Raw genomic sequence first — 18,763 nt, forward strand, 5'->3', positions numbered from 1 at the left:
TGAAATTCTTTATGTTGGGGCCCCTAGTGTCTGATTCGTAGTGAGAGTTCTTCTAGTTGTTTGTCTGATACTTCTCCTGGTGCGTCTGTTAATAGGCATGTTGCTGATGCTGTTTTAGGGAATGCGATTGTATCTCTTAGGTTTGTTCTGTTAGTGAGTAACATCACTAGTCTGTCTAATCCTAATGCTATACCGCCGTGTGGAGGTGCACCGTATTTAAATGCATCAAGTAAGAAGCCGAATTGTTCTTTTGCTTGTTCAGTAGAGAACCCTAAAACTTCGAACATTTTTTGTTGTAATTCACCATCATGTATTCTTATTGATCCCCCACCAAGCTCATAACCATTTAATACGATATCGTATGCGTTTGCTTGAACATTTTCAGGTTCAGAATCTAGTTTAGAAATATCTTCTTGTTTAGGAGATGTGAATGGATGATGTGCAGCAACATAACGTTTAGCATCTTCATCATATTCAAGTAATGGCCAATCAGTTACCCATAAGAAGTTTAATTTAGACTCGTCGATTAATCCTAATTCTTTGGCCAATTTAATACGTAATGCTCCTAAACTTTGAGCAACCACACTAGGTTTATCGGCTACAAACATAACTAAATCACCAGGTTTAGCTCCAGTCAATGTTTTTAATGTTTCTACATTAGCATCTTCAAAGAATCTAGCGATTGGGCCACTTAAGCCATCTTCGACTACTTTAACCCAAGCTAATCCTTTAGCACCGTAAATATTTACAAATTCAGTTAATGAATCCATATCTTTACGTGTATATTGATCCGCAGCACCTTCAGCAACAATTGCTTTAATTTCGCCTTCATTTTCAACAGTATCTTTAAAGACTTTGAAATCCATGTCTTTACCTAATTGAGATACATTAATGAGTTCCATATCAAAGCGTGTATCAGGTTTATCTGAACCATATCGGTCCATAGCTTCAGCGTATGTCATACGTGGGAACGGTCCCTCTACATCGATACCTTTAACATCTTTAACAACTTTACGTAACATCTCTTCGCCCATTGAAATAACGTCTTCTTGATCAACAAAACTCATTTCAATATCTACTTGCGTAAACTCAGGTTGACGGTCTGCACGTAAATCTTCATCACGGAAACACTTAACGATTTGATAATATTTATCAAAACCACTTATCATTAATAATTGTTTAAACAGCTGAGGTGATTGAGGTAAAGCGTAAAATTCACCTTCATGAACACGTGAAGGTACTAAATAGTCACGAGCACCTTCTGGTGTAGATTTAGTTAATACTGGCGTTTCTATATCGAAGAAGCCATTATCATCTAAATATTGACGAATTGAACGTGTTGTTTGATGTCTCATTTTGAAAGTTTGAGCTAATTCTTGTCTACGTAAATCTAAATATCTATATTTTAAGCGGATGTTCTCGTCTACATTGACGTTTTCTTCGTTAATTGCAAACGGAGGCGTTTCTGACTTATTAATAATCTCTATATTTGAAACTTGAACTTCTACTTGACCTGTTTTAATTTTAGGATTAATTGTTTCTGGGTCACGTTTAGTAACAACACCTTGTACTTCTACAACATACTCAGAACGTACTGTTTCAGCTACTTTTAAGGCCTCTTCTGAAAAGTCCGGATTGAAAACGATTTGAACAATACCTTCACGATCTCTTAAATCTACGAAAATTAATCCTCCGAGATCACGGCGATTGTGTACCCATCCTTTTAAAGTTACCTTTTCATCTAATAAATCTTCTGTGACTAAACCACAATATGTTGTTCTCTTACTCAAAGTTATACTCCCTTTCTACTTTTTAAAATAATTAATTAACTGATCAAGTTGTATATTTTCTGACTCGCCTGTAGTCATATTTTTAATTGCAATGGAATTATTCTCAAGTTCTTGATCGCCAATGACAATTGTATATTTTGCATTTAATCTATCGGCTTGTTTCATTTGTCCTTTAATTTTTCTATTGAGATAATCTTTATCAGCTTTCACACCATTTTTTCGTAAGTCATTTAAAAGCTTCACTGCATAACGATCAGCTTCCTCACCCATCGTTACGATAAATAAATCAAAGTTTTCTTCAATATCTAACTCAATACCTTCTTCTTCTAGTGCAAGTAAGAGTCTTTCAATACTTAAAGCAAATCCAATACCAGTTTCACTTGGTCCATCTAATAACTGTAGTAAACCATTATAACGACCGCCACCGCATAATGTAGTGATAGCTCCATCATAGTTTGGATTATCCATCATAAGTTCAAATGCTGTGTGAGTATAATAATCCAGGCCTCTTACTAGATTTGGGTCTTCTACGTAAGGAATATTTAAGTCATCTAAATGATGTTTTACTTGTTCATAGTATGCTTTAGAATCGTCATTAAGATAATCTGTTATACGAGGTGCGGTTTTGATTGCTTCTTTGTCTCTGTCAATTTTACAATCTAAAATACGCATCGGATTTGTGTGCAAACGAGATTGGCAGTCTGAACAAAACGTATCAATAACAGGTTCAAAATGATTAACAAGCGCTTCGTTATATTCTTTTCGTGATTCACTATCACCGATACTATTAATAACGAGTTTAAGATGTTTTAAACCAAAAGATTCGTAAATGTGCATTACCATAGCTAAAACTTCAGCATCTATACTCGGATTTTCAGCACCAATCGCCTCTACACCAAATTGATTAAATTGACGATAACGTCCTTTTTGTTTACGTTCATATCTGAACATAGGACCGTTATAATATAATTTAACAGGTTGATTAGGATTACCTTGCATTTTATGTTCTATATAAGAACGAACAACCGCTGCAGTACCTTCAGGTCGTAAAGTTAAACTACGATCTCCTTTGTCTTTAAAGGTATACATCTCTTTTTGAACTACATCGGTAGAATCGCCAACACCTCTTGCGAATAGTTCAGTACTTTCAAATATAGGTGTGCGAATTTCTTTATAATTATATAATTCCATGAGTTCATCTAATTTATTCTCAATGTGGCGCCATTTGATTGAATCTTCAGGTAAGATATCTTGTGTGCCTCTTGGAATCTTGATCATATCATTGTCTCCTTTGTCGTTAGTTTCAGAATAGGTCATCATGACGACTAAGGTGATGATTATCCCCAATTAAGAAAATAAAAAGTCCCTTGTATAGTTTAAAACTATACAAGGGACGTAATAACCGTGTTGCCACCCTAATTGATCAGTCTCTTAATAAGAGCTTGACCCACTCAATACGCTTAACGTGCGTAAGCCGACATTAGTTTCCTAAAGTACCTCTTCTTGTGTTCAAGAATTAAACTACTCAGTACAATCTTACAGCCTAGGATTGTATTTCTACGCAATACTTTGCTACCTTTTTCGTTTAATCTTCCAAGAATAATAATGGTTTTATTTATAAAGTTCATTAATTATGATAACGAGTTTTATTTTAATTTGCAAGTTCTATGATGAGAAATATTGTTTAAGACCATCAACTACTGCTTGCTCTACGACATGACGATGTAGTTGGTCTTTAATCATATTTTCATCGGTTGGATTACTAATATATCCGAGTTCTAACAATACAGCTGGCACATCAGTTTGTCGGAGTACTTGATAATTCTGTTGTCGCGCACCTCTATTAGTAAGCAAGGCTTTTTTCTGGATATTAGAATTTAATGTTTGAGCGAGCGATTCTTGATTATCTTGTAACCAATAAACGGTTGCACCGTTAGCATTAGAGGAATCTAAAGAGTCATTATGTATACTGATAAATGCGTCACCTTTTATATTTCTATCATCTAAAGACACATATTTATCTGTGGTGCGAGTCATTTTGACTTTGGCACCTTCTTTTTCAAGTAATTTTTTAAGTTCTTTAGCAGTTTTCAAAGTGTAATTCTTTTCTAAACTTTTAGAGGGGGTGTTACTTGATGCACCCTGGTCACTACCACCATGACCAGGATCAAGTACAATTGTTTTACCTTTAAGAGGATTAGAAGCTTTAGAGTTGTCAGCATGTATATTTAAGTTAGTATGCCAACCGGCAACCCAGCCTTTTTCTGTTCCAGCCCGATTTTGGACTTCTATCCATTTACCTTGTTTATCTACTTTCTTAAAGCTATCACCTTTTTCAATTTTGTAAATGATAGGATAGGCTGCATTAGGACCTGTTCTTAATTCAGCATTTTCAGTGATTGTAATCTGACCAGTATCCTCATCACCTTGATTGAGAAACATAAATAACAAGATAATAAATAGAATGAATGCTATGACTACTACAAGTGTAAGCCAATTTTTTAGGCCATGTCGTGTTAACCAAGCATCTATTTTGTTCATAGAATTTTTCCATCCTGTGATTCATAGATTATAGTAACAGGACCATCGTTGTTAATTTCAACATTCATGTGTGTACCAAATTCGCCTGTTTTAACAGTTAAACCGTATGATTCTAATTCCTCATTAAATCTTTCATAAAGTTGTTTCGCTTCTTCAGGGCTTTTTGAATTTGAAAATCCAGGACGATTACCTTTCTTAACATCTGCATAAAGTGTGAATTGAGATACAGATAAGATTTGTCCATCAACTTGTTGAATATTAAGGTTTAATTTGTTATTTTCATCTTCAAATAATCGAGCGTTAGCAATTTTTTTGGCAACGATTTTGATATCTTCTTCAGTAGAATCTTTGCCTACACCTACTAGTAAACAAAATCCTCTCTCGATTTCATTATCGATAGAATCATTTATTACTCTTGCATGTTTAACTCTTTGTACAATTATCTTCATTTCTTTTGCACCTCTAGTTCCAAACTCTCGATACTGTATATACGTCACCTAGTTGTTTTATCTTTTCAACGACGCGATAAACATCGTTAACATTTTTCACCATCACGCTAATATTTATCACAGCATTTTTGTCTACATCAGAACGACCTGAAACTTTAATTAAACTACCTGCTGTCGAATTAACAGCTTGTAGCACTTCATTAAGTAAACCATTTCTATCGTATGCTGTCACTTCTAAATCAACTTGATAACGTTGAGTTGAATCTTTAGATTTAACCCACTCTACAGAAATCAACCGGTCTGTCTCGTTTTTTATATTTGGACAATCTGTACGGTGAACTTTTATACCGTGACCTTTGGTGATATATCCTACAATATCATCACCAGGTATAGGATTACAACATTTTGACAGTTTGATAAGGACGTTTTCTAATCCTTCAACATATACACCACTGTCAGTAATAATATCTTCTTTAATAGGAACTGATTTTGTAACTTCTTGGGCTTCATTTAAAGCTTTCTGTTTATCTAATATTCGTTGTTTTTCAGTTAGTTTATTAACAATTTGTACGGAAGTTACGCCACCAAATCCTACAGCCGCAAATAAATCCTCGTCGTTTGCAAAATGATACTTATCATTTACAACCTCTAAATTCTTTTCGGTTAAAACATCTTCAACACGGAATCCCTGTTCCTTTATTTCTGCTTCAACCATAAATTTACCTTTTTCAATATTTGAGGAGCGGTCTTGTTTTTTAAAGAAACTTTTAATCTTACTTTTCGCACTTGAAGATTTTACGATTTTCAACCAATCACGACTCGGTCCATATGAGTGTTTACTGGTACGTATTTCAATGATATCACCTGTTTGTAGTACATAATCAATAGGTACAATTTTGCCATTTACTTTTGCACCGATCATTTTATTACCTACTTCACTATGTATGGCATAAGCGAAATCAATAGGCACTGCTCCATATGGCAATTCAATAACGTCACTCGCAGGTGTAAACGCATAAACTTTGTCGCTTTGTAAATCGTATTTTAAAGACTCCATAAATTCTTGAGCATCAGTGGAGGTATGATCTGTTTCAGCTAGTTCTTTTAACCAATTAAGTTTGTTTTGGAAATCTTGAGTTTTCTCATTAACCGTTTTTCCCTCTTTATAAGCCCAGTGAGCCGCTACACCGTGTTCGGCAATTTCATGCATTTCATATGTTCTAATTTGTATCTCGAGTGGATCACCATTAGGACCTACAACTGTAGTATGAAGAGATTGATACATATTTTGTTTTGGCATAGCTATATAATCTTTAAACCTACCCGGCATAGGTTTCCATAATGTATGAACAAGACCTAAAATGGCGTAACAATCATTAATTGAATTAACAATGATACGTATTGCTAATAAATCAAAAATTTGATCAAATTGTTTTTTCTGTTTCATCATTTTACGATAAATACTATAAATATGTTTAGGTCTACCATTAATCTCACCAGAAAGGTTCATTTTTTCCATTTCTGCTTCAATTTTGTTTATCGCATTATCTATATATGCTTCACGTTCACTACGTTTTTTCTTCATTAGATTTACAATACGGAAGTATTGGACGCTATCAATATATCTTAATGCTGTATCTTCTAATTCCCATTTGATTGTGTTAATACCTAAACGATGCGCAAGTGGAGCATATATCTCCAAAGTTTCCTTTGAAATTCTGACTTGTTTCTCTCTAGGCATTGCTTTCAATGTTCTCATATTATGCAGACGGTCTGCTAACTTCACTAAAATAACTCGAACATCTTTAGCGATGGCTATAAATAGTTTTCTATGGTTTTCAGCTTGTTGCTCTTCTTTAGAGCGATATTTAACTTTTTTAAGTTTTGTTACACCATCTACAATACGAGCAACCTCTTCATTGAACATATCTTTAACATCTTCAAATGTATAAGGCGTGTCTTCTATGACATCATGTAGGAAGCCGGCTACGATTGTAGGCCCATCGAGTCTCATCTCAGTTAATATACCTGCAACTTGAATAGGATGCATGATATAAGGTAAGCCATTTTTTCTAAACTGACCCTGATGGGCTTCATAAGCGATATGATAACTTTTAAGTACATATTCATATTCACTTGCCGATAAATATGATTTAGCTTTATGAAGAACCTCATCCGCACTATATGGATATTCGTTGTTCAAATTATGACACCCCACTCAAATTTATTACTATTACATACCTTAGTATTTAAACGCTAAATAAACGAGTTAATTTATTTGCTTTTATAGGTTTTTGATTTTGAAAATTAAAATATAATATATTTGTAAAATTCTGATTATATAAAATCTATGTCCTTATCTATACAATAAGTAATACTTACTTCCACTTTACTATAACTTTTACCCTAACTTAAATAAGGTAGTTCACTTTAATTTAAATAATAGTTCTATGATACTACAATTTTTTAAATAAATAAACGTGGGTAGACTTTAAAGCTTACAATCTATTTATTAAATTTCGCTAAAATAAGGTTACTTTTGCAAATATAAAAAAGCTATATCCTGTATTAAAATTTAAATAATACAAGATATAGCTTTGAACATAACTTTAGTTATTCATCATATGAAATAAGACTCATGACATCATAATCTTTTATCTTTTCAATACCATGTAGATATTTTAATTCGATAATAAATGCAATACCTACAACGATGCCACCTAATTTCTCTACAAGTTTAATTGCCGCTTCAATTGTACCACCCGTAGCGAGTAAATCGTCTGTAATCAACACACGTTGACCTGGTTTAATCGCATCTTTGTGCATAGTTAAAATGTTTGTACCGTACTCTAAACTATATTCGTAACGAATAACCTCTCTAGGTAATTTACCTTCTTTACGCACAGGAGCAAATCCAATCCCCATAGAGTATGCCACTGGACAACCAATAATAAATCCTCTAGCTTCTGGCCCTACTACAACATCAACATCTCTTTCTCTCGCATACTCCACGATTTGATCAGTCGCGTATCCATATGCTTTACCATTATCCATAATTGTAGTTATATCTTTAAAACTTACTCCCGGTTTTGGCCAATCTTGAACTTCTGAGACATATTGTTTTAAATCCATTAAATTTCCTCCTAAATTTTAACTCAATTGAGACTTTATCCATTTTTTAATATTTGAAAAGTCATCGTACAGTAATCTTTTTTCTACTTCTATTCGAGATTGTCTTAATTGGTAAAGACGACTCGTCTCGATATCTTTTTTACTAGAGTGTGAATTTATTTTAATAAGACCATCCTCGTTGTAAATAAAATTAAGCTCATTAAAAACTTTAAGCATAAACTTTAATATTTCTGGCTTAACTTTTAAAAACTCACACAACATCATACCCTCTTTAGCTAAATTTGTTTCTTGTTTGTTAATTAAAGCTTTAAAACATTCTTTAAATAATGCTTTGCTTGGCATACCTTCAAAATAAATTGATTGATCATGTTGTAAAACAAGATAAAGCTGGGAAAATTGTAATTGTTTAAGCGTTTCTTCAATTTCATTCATTGTTGTAGGTAAATCTCTGAGAACTACTTTATCATATTGTGACTCTATAGTTTCACCATAATAATAATGATGCTCATTGGGTTTATCCTTTTTAGGATGAATCACATATGCTGTATTAGAATTATTTTCAGTGAATTGAAGATGCTTACGTTTGCTTCGATAATCTAAGATTTGTATTGTTTCTGTAGCAATATCTTGAATAATTAATTGGGGTGATTGATTTCCATTCCATTCATTGATTTGAAGGTTACCTATTAAATTAAGTGGTTGCCCCATTTCAATTTCTTTAGCAAGATGTCCATAACTCCAGTAAAGTGCCGCTAATTGATTCTCTCCAAGTGCCACTTTTAAATGTTTACCTTCCTGGCCAATAGCTTTAATCGATTTAACATTTAAATCATTAACTTCAAATGTAGGACTATTAAAGTCTGTACCAAATGGACGCAATTTTTGTATATCTTGAATATTTTTAACAGTAATTTCACTTTCATTGAGCAGTACATCTACATGTTTACGTGGTGCTAAAGATGTTGATTCTGAAAGTTGCTTCATCCATTCGTTAAGACCTTTTCGTAGTTCATCAATATTTTCTATATCCATAGTCATACCAGCAGCCATATGATGACCACCAAATTTAGTAATTAAATCCTGATGAGCATTTAAAATTTCAAACATTGACACCTGGTCTATCGAGCGTGCAGAGCCTTTAGCATGATTTTGCTCTAAATCAATATTCAAGATTAGAGTTGGCAGAGCATAAGTTTCAACAATCTTAGATGCTACAATACCGAGTACTCCTTCATGCCAATTCTCTTTAGCTAATAATAAAAATAAATTTCCTTGTTGAACTTGTTCCTCAGCTAATGAAAGCGCCTCTTCAGTAATTTCTGCTACAATATCTTTTCTTTCTTGATTGAAATGCTCCACTTGTTCAGCTAAAAATTCTGCTTCCTCAAACTCATCTACCATTAATAATTCAGCAGCTAGTGATGCATCTTCTAATCTACCTACCGCATTGAGTCGAGGTCCAATGATAAACCCAATTGTTTCTTCGTTGATTTGATCATTATAACCTGCTTGTTTCAATATAGCATTGATAGAAACAGGTGTCTGATCATTTAATATTTTCAATCCTCTTTTAACTATTGAACGATTTTCATCTGTTAAAGACACTAAATCTGCAATCGTTCCTATAGCTGCTAATGCTATAAATTGCTGAGGTGGATGACTTAATAAAGCTTGCGATAACTTATATGCCACACCAGCACCACAAAGATATTTGAACGGATAGTCAAAATCCGGGTGCATTGGATGTACAATGGCTAATGCCTCTGGTAAAGTACGTCCAATCTCATGATGATCTGTCACAATGACATCCACACCGAGGTCTTGAACCATTTTAATTTCATCATGCCCTTGTATTCCATTATCCACTGTTATGATTAGTGAGATCCCCTCATCATATGCATTACGAAAGGCATGTTCATTAGGTCCATAACCTTCAGAGAACCGATTAGGAATATACCATCCTACTTGAGCACCCAATTGCTGTAATGTATTAACAAGAATAGTTGTTGAAGTGACACCATCAGCATCATAATCGCCATAGACTAAAATACGTTCATTTTTATCAATAGCTAAATTTATGCGATCAATTGCTTTTTGCATATCACTTAATAACCAAGGATCATGGTCAAGTACTTTATCTTCTAATACATCTAAAATATTATTTTCTTGAACTAGATTCTTGCTTTCCAAAACTTTTTTTACAATAGGTGAAAGTTTAAGTTTCTTAGCAAGATCATCTGTTATGTATTCAGTTGGCTGGGCTAAATCCCAATGATATCTTGATTTAATCATAACAATCGTCCTCATTTCCAAAAGTCATTATACCGAACTTTATTTAAAATAAAAAGTACAACCCGTTAAGGATTAAATAATTTCAACAAAAAAACTGTCAATCAAGTATTAAATACTTAATTGACAGTTAACTAATAGATTAAACTAAGATTTTTTCATCATTTGATTTTTTCTCTTTATAAACCGTTAATTTACTGTTTGGAGATTTCTTCAATTGACGTTTTTTCATGATACCCCAAAGCGGTACGGCGATAAATACAGAAGAGAATACTCCTGAGATTAAACCAATTAATAACGCTAATGAGAAGTTAAATATAGTTGGTGCACCAAAGATGAGTATAGCAACAACTACAACTACAACCGTTAAGACCGTATTAATTGAACGTGTCATTGTTTGTCTAATTGATCTATTAACAATATCATCAATTTGCTCAGGTGACGTAACCACCTTAACCTTATGCAAGTTTTCTCGAACACGGTCGAAAGTAACAATTGTATCATTAATAGAATAACCTACAATTGTTAATACAGCTGCGATAAATGTTAAGTCAACTTCTAATCTAAATAAACTAAATACTGCTACGATTATAAATACGTCATGTAATAACGCAAGTACTGCAGATAAGCCCATTCGCCATTCAAATCGAAGTGATACATAAATAATAATACCTATTGAAGCTAGGATTAACGCTGTCATAGCATTTTTAGCGAGTTCTTGACCGATTAATGGTGATACTGAGTTAATTTGTGGTGTATCACCAAACTCTGATTTCATCTTATCACTTAGCTTGTTATCTTCTGCCCTTGTTAAATTTTTCTTGAATTGTACAGTAGCATTTTTATGACCGCTGCCATTAATTTGAACTTGGTCTGGCGATAAGCCGACATCTTTAACAGCTTTTTCGACTTTACCTTGAGTGAGTGATTGATTTGTCTCAATATCTGCTCTTGTACCAGAAGAGAAATCAATACCTAAATTAAGTTTAAAAATTGATAAAATAACTAAACCAACTATGACGATTAAAATACTTAACGCGATAAGCGGTTTTGCTAACTTAACGAAATTCCACTTTTCAAATGATGTTTTAAGGTCATGAACATCTTTACCTTCATTAATGTCATGGCGATCTTTTTTCTTAACTCCAAATAACCAATATTTTTTCTTAAAGAAGTTAGATGATACTAATAATGATAATAGTCCACGTGACAAGAAGACAGCTGTAACGAATATCATTAGAATACCTAATAGTAACATCGTCGCGAAACCTTTAACTGAGCTCTCACCGAAGAAGAACAGCACAGCTGCAGCAATAACAGTTGTTAAGTTTGAGTCAAAGATTGTTAGGAATGAACTTTTGTTTGCTTTAGAATATGCCTGCTTGAGCGTTCGACCTATTCTTAGTTCGTCTTTAATCCGCTCATACATAATAATGTTAGCATCAACAGCCATACCTACACCAAGCACAAGTGCGGCAAGTCCCGGTAATGTTAACACACCAGAAATAAAGTTAAATGCAACTAATGTTAGGTAAATGTAAGTAGTCAATGCAATAATTGCTACTAAACCTGGTAATCTGTAGAAGCCTAGCATAAATAGATAAATTATTCCTACACCGATAAATGAAGCGAATATTGTTTTATCTAGAGCATCTTGACCAAATTGTGCGCCAACTGAATTAGAATAAATTTCTTTAAGATCTACAGGTAACGAACCGGCATTTAGTAATTCAGCGATTTGTTTAGCTTCTTTAACACCTTTTTTACCATTGAAACCACCGGAAATTTCGACGCTATCTGAATTAATTGGCTGATCTACGTTTGCGGCAGAAACATATTTAGGGTCTTTACCTTCTTGTTGCTTCTTAGCCTCTTTCTTGTAACTATCACCCTTTTTATAGTCCATCCAGACAACCATAACATTGTCACGTTTTTTTGAAATCTTTTCAGTAACCTTTTTGAATTTTTCTTTGCTTTTAACCTTAAATGTTACTGTTGGTTGATTAGTTTCTTGTTTAAATTCTTGTTTGGCTGAACCTTGTTTGATATCTGAACCAGACATTAAAACATGGTCTTGAGCGTCCCTAATTGTTAAATTCGCTTGCGTAGATAACAATTTACGTGCTTGAGCTTGGTCCTTAATACCAGCTAATTGAACACGTATACGGTTAGGATCTTCAATTTGAATTTTAGGTTCTGAAACACCTAGAACATTAACTCGGTTTTCGAGTGTTCTTGATGTTGCTTGAAGTGCTTTCTTGTCTATCTTTTCTCCTTTATCTAAAGGATTAACTTGATAAAGTACTTCGAAACCACCTTGTAAATCAAGTCCTAAATTAACATTTTTAACTACATTCTTATATGTAAGTCCCATTCCTGTAAAAAGAAGAGCCACAAGTAGTATGAATGCAATTAATCTACTAGTTTTCTTCACATGAACACCTCATTATTTACTTATGTATTTAGCATACTCGATGATTATTTTATCATGCAAGTTAAAATGATATTACGTTCACTTTAACGACCTATCTATATTAACATACTACACTCAATAGTGAAATTATTGGCTTAATTTAAAACTTTTAAACAAATTTAACATAATGATTTGTATATAAAAAAAGTGAAACTCCTTTTAAAGAGTCCCACTTTTAATTAAAACTGACCTCATATTATGAAGGGTCAACTTGTTTGATGGCTGGTTTCTCGAAAGTCATTTCCGTACCATGACCATTTACTGTAATGACAACTGTTGTTTCATCAACAGATTTAACAGTACCTTTAATACCGCCTATTGTAGTAACCTTTTGTCCTGATTCTACACGGCTAATCATTTCACGATGCTCTTTAGCACGTTTTTGTTGTGGTCTGATTAAAAAGAACCACATTAATACCAATAATAAAATTGGTAAAATCAATGATGTGAATTGGCCCATTGTTAAATTCTCCTTTTAAAAGTTCTTAGGGTTCTCTACATTTAATCCATACTGTTCAAAGAACGCATCTTTAAAGTCTAAAAGACGGTCTTCTCGAATGGCTTGTCTTATATCTTCCATTAATTTTAGCAGAAAATGTAAATTATGAATAGTAGTAAGACGGATACCAAAAGTTTCTTCCGCTTTGATTAAATGTCTAATATATGCTCTTGAATAATTACGACAAGTATAACAGTCACAATTATCATCTAATGGTCCAAGGTCATCTGCATATTTTGCATTTTTGATAACTACACGACCTTTTGAAGTCATACATGTACCATTTCGAGCGATTCTAGTAGGAAGCACGCAATCAAACATATCCATGCCTCTGATGCTACACTCTATTAATGCATCAGGTGAGCCTACCCCCATAAGATATCTAGGTTTATCTTTCGGCATAAATTGTTCGGTATGTTCAACCATGTCATACATAACTGGCTTCGGTTCTCCCACAGACAGACCTCCGATAGCATAACCAGGAAAATCAAGGTCAACAAGCTCTTTCGCACTTTGCTCACGTAAATCTTTGTATTCTCCACCTTGAATAATACCGAACAATGCTTGATCTTCGGGACGTTGATGCGCTTTTAAACATCTTTCTGCCCAGCGTGTGGTTCTTTCAATAGAGTTTTTAACATAATCGTATTCAGATGGCATGGGCGGACATTCATCAAACGCCATCATGATATCTGAACCTAAATCATTTTGTATTTGCATAGACTTTTCAGGGCTAAGGAAAAGTTTAGAACCGTTAGTATGATGTCTAAATTCAACGCCCTCTTCAGTTATTTTACGCAAATTACTCAAACTGAAAACTTGAAATCCACCAGAGTCTGTTAAAATCGGACCATCCCAATTCATGAATTGATGTAGGCCCCCAGCATGCTTGATGATATCATTTCCAGGTTGTAGCCACAAATGATATGTGTTGCCCAAAATGATTTTTGCTTCAATATCTTTAAGTTCTTCAGGGCTCATCGTTTTAACTGTAGCTTTTGTTCCCACAGGCATAAACATCGGTGTCTCAAATGAACCATGTGGTGTATGTACAATACCTAATCTTGCCCCTGATTGTTTACATGTTTTAATATGCTCATAAATTACCGCAGGCATACTTTAAACCTCACATTCTTCTTTAAATAATTAACATTGCATCTCCAAAACTGAAGAATCTGTACTCCATTTCTACCGCTTTATGATATGCATTTAAAATATTTTCTCTAGTACTAAATGCTGAAACTAGCATTACTAATGTAGATTTAGGTAGATGAAAATTAGTAATTAATCCATCAATCGCTTTATATTCAAATCCAGGATAAATAAATATATCCGTCCAGCCACTTTTTTCAACAAATTGCTCGTGGTCTCTTCTAATAGTTTCTAAAGTACGTGTAGATGTTGTTCCCACCGAAATTATTCTTTTACCTTTGGCCTTTGTTTGATTAAGTAAATCAGCAGTTTCTTGAGTCATTTGATAATATTCGCTGTGCATTTCGTGATCATCAATGTTATCAACGCTAACTGGTCTGAACGTGCCTAACCCTACATGCAATGTTATAAAAGCGATATTGACCCCTTTTTGCTTAATTTGATTTAATAAATCATCCGTAAAATGTAACCCTGCAGTTGGAGCTGCAGCAGAACCACTTTCTTTAGCGTATACAGTTTGATACCTATCTGGATCATCAAGACGTTCTTTAATGTATGGAGGTAAAGGCATCTCACCAAGCTCATCAAGTCGTTCTTGTAAAATACCATCATAGTGTAGACGCATAATACGTCCACCTTGTTCTAATTCTTTAATACATTCAGCAACAATTTTTCCGTCGCCAAATGATAAGCGATTACCCACCTTGATTCTTTTAGCAGGTTTTAGCAATACTTCCCAATCGTTTCCCTCAATTTGAGTAAGCATAAGCATTTCTACTTTAGCGCCAGTTTCCTCTTTTAAGCCAAATAGTCTTGCGGGCATCACTCGCGTATCATTTAAAACCAGTGTATCTCCAGGATTTAAATAATCAATGACATCTTTAAAATGGAGGTGAGTCATTTTACCAGTCTCTCTTTGAAGCACAAGCAAACGACTTTGGTCTCTATTTTTTAAAGGTGTTTGAGCTATTAAAGATTCTGGCAAATGATAGTCAAATTCTTCAATATTCAACTTACTCCCTCTTTTCATTCGTATTATTAAAATGCTCGTAAGCGAAAGGCGTCGCTTTTCGTCCACGTGGTGTTCGCTCTAAAAAGCCTTTTTGTATTAAAAATGGTTCATAAACATCTTCAATAGTAATGCGCTCTTCACCTATAGATACAGCAATTGTATCTAAACCAACCGGGCCACCATTATATTGATTGATAATACAGTTCATCATTTTATGATCTATATAATCTAAACCTTCTTTATCAACTTGAAGTAATTGTAATGCTCTTTTTGTTGTTTCAATATAAATTTGATCATCTTCATTGACTTGCTGAAAGTCTCTAACACGTTTCAATAAACGATTTGCTACTCTTGGTGTACCACGAGAACGTCGAGCTAATTCTAAAGCACTCTCTTCATCAATACCAGTACCAAGTACATCTGCAGTTCGAGTAATTATTTCTTTGAGATCATTTTCGTTATAATACTCAAGTCTCAAGTGCACCCCAAATCTATCTCTTAACGGTCCTGTTAAACTACCTGCTCTGGTTGTAGCACCCACTAGTGTAAATGGTGGTAAATCTATTCTAATACTACGTGCCTCGTCACCTTTACCAATAATAATATCTAAAAAGAAATCCTCCATTGCTGGATAGAGTACCTCTTCAACGACACTACTTAATCTATGAATTTCATCTATGAAAAGCACATCACCTGGCTGTAGTCCTGAAAGAATTGCAGCTAAATCTCCAGGTCTTTCTAATGAAGGACCTGAGATTGTACGTATATTAACTTCCATTTCATTAGCTATAATATTTGAAAGTGTTGTTTTACCTAATCCTGGTGGCCCGAATAAAAGCACATGATCGAGAGGTTCTTCTCTTAATTTAGCAGCTTTAATAAACACTTCTAAATTACTTTTAATAGAGGTTTGACCAATATATTGTTTGAGTTTAGTAGGTCTCAATGATAATTCGAAATCCGAATCTTCATTATGAAATTGTTGATCGACCATTCTTTTATCCATATTCGTGCCTCCATAAGATACATACTCTATTTATTAAGAAACTAACGTTTGTAAGCCTAATTTTACAGCTTCGTCTACACTAGATACACTTTGCTTGTTTAACACTTTTTCAACCTTAGAAAGTTCACGTTTTGAGTATCCTAATGCTTCTAATGCTAACATAGCTTCTTTAACAACTTGACTTTGTTCATTATTATTAACATCGACTTGAAGCAATGATTCTGAATCTTCCTCAGTAATGGTGACTTTACCTTTTAAATCTAATACGATTTGTCTGGCCGTTTTTTTACCAATGCCAGGGAACTGAGTTAGATAAGCATCATTTTCATTTTCAATTGCTCTTTTCACTTCATTTGGAGAACTAGCTGCTAAAATAGCTAAAGCTGACTTGGGACCAATTCCCGTAACTTTAATTAAACTATGAAACATATCTTTCTCTTCTTCACTAATGAATCCATACAACAATTGTGCATCTTCTCTAACAATCAAAGAAGTGAAAATTTGTACATCTTGATTTAAATATTTTTGAAAACGATAAGAATTTGGTGTTTGAATTTCATAACCTATTCCTGAAGTTTCAACCACTACATGAGTTGGAAATAATTGCGTTAATGTCCCTTTTACATAAGCATACATGTTGGCACTCCCTTTACATACTCATACTAATTAACTCAACTTTTGAAACATGCTCTATTTCTCTAAGTGTATTGACTACATCATCAATTGAGAGATAGGATGATTGAGCGTTAAGTGATAAAGTAATCGTAGCTTTATCTTCCATAGGTACACTTTGATGTATCGTTAATACAGATAATTGAAGTCTTGAAATTGTATTTAATACTTGTGCTAACATTCCTACTATATCATTAACATATAAAATGAGTGTAAACTCCCTATGATCTAGCATCTTTTCATCTACAGGAAATATAGTTTCCCTATATTTATAAAAGGCACTACGGGATAAGTTGAACTGTTTAACTGCATCATAAATGGACAATTCAGGATTGTTTTTTAAAGCATCTTTAACTTTCAAAGTTTTAACAACAGATTCAGGTAATACATCTTCTCTAATTAAATAAAACTTTCTATAGTCTTTATTGTCCATAGTCTACACTCCTATTCGACAAATTCAAATTCTCCACCTAGAATTCTAACGATATCTCCATTACTACATCCTCTTTCTCTTAACGCATCATCAATACCCATAGAACGCATTTGTCTTGCGAATCGACGAACGGCAGGATCGCTATTGAAATCAGTCATTTTGAACATTCTTTCAATTGCATTACCACTTACTACATAAGCACCATCGTCGTCTCTAGTAATTGTAAATGCATCTTGGGAAGGCGTGTGTTTATATAAAACACGATTGACGCCTATATTTTCATCTTCTTCAACTGAGAAGTCAACATCTTTAACTTCTTCTAGTTTATCAGCAATGAGATACAACAATTGATCTATGTTATCTCGTGTGATAGTTGATACCGGAACAATTGTAATATCTTCGCCAACTTCCTCTTTAAAAAGTTCTAAATTATCTTTAGCGTCAGGAATGTCCATTTTATTAGCCACTACAATCTGTGGGCGATCTTCAAGTCGTTGCTTATAATTAACAAGTTCTTGATTGATGATTTTATAGTCTTCAATAGGATCTCTTCCTTCAGAACCACTCATATCTATCATGTGAACAATCACTTTAGTTCGTTCTACATGTCTTAAAAATTGATGACCTAGACCAACGCCATCTGAAGCACCTTCTATAAGACCAGGTAAATCAGCCATAACAAAACTTCTACTGTCTGGCGTAGAAACTACACCTAAGTTTGGCTTAATCGTAGTAAAATGATAAGCTCCGATTTTAGGTTTTGCTTTTGAAACAATAGATAATAACGTAGATTTACCAACACTAGGGAAACCAACTAAACCGACATCCGCTAATAATTTAAGTTCTAAGGTTACATCTAGTTCCTCACCGGGCTCACCATTTTCGCTGAAATCGGGTGCTGGATTACGTGGAGTAGCAAAACGTGAGTTACCACGACCACCACGGCCCCCACGTGCAACGATAGCTCTTTGACCGTCTTCAACTAAGTCAGCTAAAACCTCTTCAGTTTCTACACTTTTAATAATTGTACCTGGGGGCACTTTTAATACTAAGTCTTCAGCATTTTTACCATGCATATTGCTACTTTGCCCATTTTCACCTTTTTTAGCTTTAAAGTGTCTTTGATATCTAAAGTCTAAAAGTGTTCTTAAACCTTCATCTACTTCAAATACAACTGAGGCACCTTTACCACCGTCACCTCCAGCTGGTCCACCAAAAGGTACATATTTTTCTCTTCGATAAGCAGTGATTCCGTTACCTCCATCACCTGCTTTGAGAGATATTTTGACTTGATCGACAAACATATATCTCACCT

Annotated in this window: 15 protein-coding genes; all 15 read right to left on the minus strand. The window is 34.0% G+C overall.

The genetic code is table 11. From position 1 onward, the window contains the following. Positions 1-23: 23 nt before the first annotated feature. Positions 24-1,790: an aspartate--tRNA ligase gene (aspS, locus tag HMPREF2642_RS10410; protein WP_002436088.1), complete on the minus strand. Its 1,767-nt coding sequence runs from the start codon at positions 1,788-1,790 to the stop codon at positions 24-26. A gap of 15 nt (positions 1,791-1,805) precedes the next feature. Beyond that, on the minus strand, positions 1,806-3,068 hold the full coding sequence (hisS, locus tag HMPREF2642_RS10415; RefSeq protein WP_023350155.1) for a histidine--tRNA ligase: 1,263 nt from the start codon (positions 3,066-3,068) through the stop codon (positions 1,806-1,808). A gap of 387 nt (positions 3,069-3,455) precedes the next feature. After that, positions 3,456-4,331 (minus strand): N-acetylmuramoyl-L-alanine amidase family protein, encoded by an 876-nt coding sequence (locus HMPREF2642_RS10420; RefSeq protein ID WP_002436126.1) that lies wholly within the window; start codon positions 4,329-4,331, stop codon positions 3,456-3,458. Next, positions 4,328-4,780: a D-aminoacyl-tRNA deacylase gene (gene dtd, locus HMPREF2642_RS10425; protein ID WP_049427503.1), complete on the minus strand. Its 453-nt coding sequence runs from the start codon at positions 4,778-4,780 to the stop codon at positions 4,328-4,330. Before dtd ends, HMPREF2642_RS10420 begins: the two co-directional genes overlap by 4 nt. A gap of 13 nt (positions 4,781-4,793) precedes the next feature. After that, a complete protein-coding gene (locus HMPREF2642_RS10430; RefSeq protein ID WP_002436070.1) occupies positions 4,794-6,983 on the minus strand; it encodes a RelA/SpoT family protein in 2,190 nt (729 codons plus the stop codon). 410 nt (positions 6,984-7,393) lie between these two features. Beyond that, entirely contained in the window at positions 7,394-7,912 is a 519-nt protein-coding gene (locus HMPREF2642_RS10435) for an adenine phosphoribosyltransferase (protein ID WP_002453394.1), read from the minus strand. Between the two features lie 18 nt (positions 7,913-7,930). Beyond that, positions 7,931-10,204, minus strand: coding sequence for a single-stranded-DNA-specific exonuclease RecJ (recJ, locus tag HMPREF2642_RS10440; protein ID WP_070597847.1), 2,274 nt, complete (start codon positions 10,202-10,204; stop codon positions 7,931-7,933). A gap of 139 nt (positions 10,205-10,343) precedes the next feature. Beyond that, the gene (secDF, locus tag HMPREF2642_RS10445) at positions 10,344-12,635 is read right to left on the minus strand and encodes a protein translocase subunit SecDF (RefSeq protein WP_023350151.1); all 2,292 of its coding nucleotides are present in this window, start codon (positions 12,633-12,635) and stop codon (positions 10,344-10,346) included. Between the two features lie 235 nt (positions 12,636-12,870). Continuing rightward, positions 12,871-13,134 carry a preprotein translocase subunit YajC gene (gene yajC / locus HMPREF2642_RS10450; protein ID WP_002436110.1) on the minus strand — a complete coding sequence of 88 codons (264 nt, stop codon included), beginning with the start codon at positions 13,132-13,134 and terminating at the stop codon, positions 12,871-12,873. A 15-nt stretch (positions 13,135-13,149) separates the two neighbouring features. Then, complete coding sequence (gene tgt, locus HMPREF2642_RS10455) at positions 13,150-14,289, minus strand: tRNA guanosine(34) transglycosylase Tgt (protein WP_049427500.1); 1,140 nt, start codon at positions 14,287-14,289, stop codon at positions 13,150-13,152. Positions 14,290-14,311: 22 nt separating this feature from the next. Beyond that, positions 14,312-15,337: a tRNA preQ1(34) S-adenosylmethionine ribosyltransferase-isomerase QueA gene (queA, locus tag HMPREF2642_RS10460; RefSeq protein ID WP_002436078.1), complete on the minus strand. Its 1,026-nt coding sequence runs from the start codon at positions 15,335-15,337 to the stop codon at positions 14,312-14,314. Position 15,338: 1 nt separating this feature from the next. Then, complete coding sequence (gene ruvB, locus HMPREF2642_RS10465) at positions 15,339-16,343, minus strand: Holliday junction branch migration DNA helicase RuvB (protein ID WP_002436053.1); 1,005 nt, start codon at positions 16,341-16,343, stop codon at positions 15,339-15,341. A 33-nt stretch (positions 16,344-16,376) separates the two neighbouring features. Beyond that, positions 16,377-16,979 (minus strand): Holliday junction branch migration protein RuvA, encoded by a 603-nt coding sequence (ruvA, locus tag HMPREF2642_RS10470; RefSeq protein WP_002436096.1) that lies wholly within the window; start codon positions 16,977-16,979, stop codon positions 16,377-16,379. 13 nt (positions 16,980-16,992) lie between these two features. Next, a complete protein-coding gene (locus HMPREF2642_RS10475) occupies positions 16,993-17,448 on the minus strand; it encodes an ACT domain-containing protein (RefSeq protein ID WP_002436060.1) in 456 nt (151 codons plus the stop codon). An 11-nt stretch (positions 17,449-17,459) separates the two neighbouring features. Beyond that, entirely contained in the window at positions 17,460-18,752 is a 1,293-nt protein-coding gene (gene obgE / locus HMPREF2642_RS10480) for a GTPase ObgE (RefSeq protein ID WP_002436005.1), read from the minus strand. Positions 18,753-18,763 lie beyond the last annotated feature (11 nt).

This window comes from Staphylococcus sp. HMSC055A09 (assembly GCF_001809655.1).
Lineage (GTDB): Bacteria > Bacillota > Bacilli > Staphylococcales > Staphylococcaceae > Staphylococcus > Staphylococcus capitis.

Excerpts from the sequence above, each read along its gene's own strand:
- hisS (WP_023350155.1), bottom strand. The coding sequence starts at position 3,068 with ATGATCAAGATTCCAAGAGGCACACAAGATATCTTACCTGAAGATTCA.
- HMPREF2642_RS10420 (WP_002436126.1), bottom strand. The coding sequence starts at position 4,331 with ATGAACAAAATAGATGCTTGGTTAACACGACATGGCCTAAAAAATTGG.
- dtd (WP_049427503.1), bottom strand. The coding sequence starts at position 4,780 with ATGAAGATAATTGTACAAAGAGTTAAACATGCAAGAGTAATAAATGAT.
- HMPREF2642_RS10435 (WP_002453394.1), bottom strand. The coding sequence starts at position 7,912 with ATGGATTTAAAACAATATGTCTCAGAAGTTCAAGATTGGCCAAAACCG.
- recJ (WP_070597847.1), bottom strand. The coding sequence starts at position 10,204 with ATGATTAAATCAAGATATCATTGGGATTTAGCCCAGCCAACTGAATAC.
- yajC (WP_002436110.1), bottom strand. The coding sequence starts at position 13,134 with ATGGGCCAATTCACATCATTGATTTTACCAATTTTATTATTGGTATTA.
- tgt (WP_049427500.1), bottom strand. The coding sequence starts at position 14,289 with ATGCCTGCGGTAATTTATGAGCATATTAAAACATGTAAACAATCAGGG.
- ruvB (WP_002436053.1), bottom strand. The coding sequence starts at position 16,343 with ATGGATAAAAGAATGGTCGATCAACAATTTCATAATGAAGATTCGGAT.
- ruvA (WP_002436096.1), bottom strand. The coding sequence starts at position 16,979 with ATGTATGCTTATGTAAAAGGGACATTAACGCAATTATTTCCAACTCAT.
- HMPREF2642_RS10475 (WP_002436060.1), bottom strand. The coding sequence starts at position 17,448 with ATGGACAATAAAGACTATAGAAAGTTTTATTTAATTAGAGAAGATGTA.
- obgE (WP_002436005.1), bottom strand. The coding sequence starts at position 18,752 with ATGTTTGTCGATCAAGTCAAAATATCTCTCAAAGCAGGTGATGGAGGT.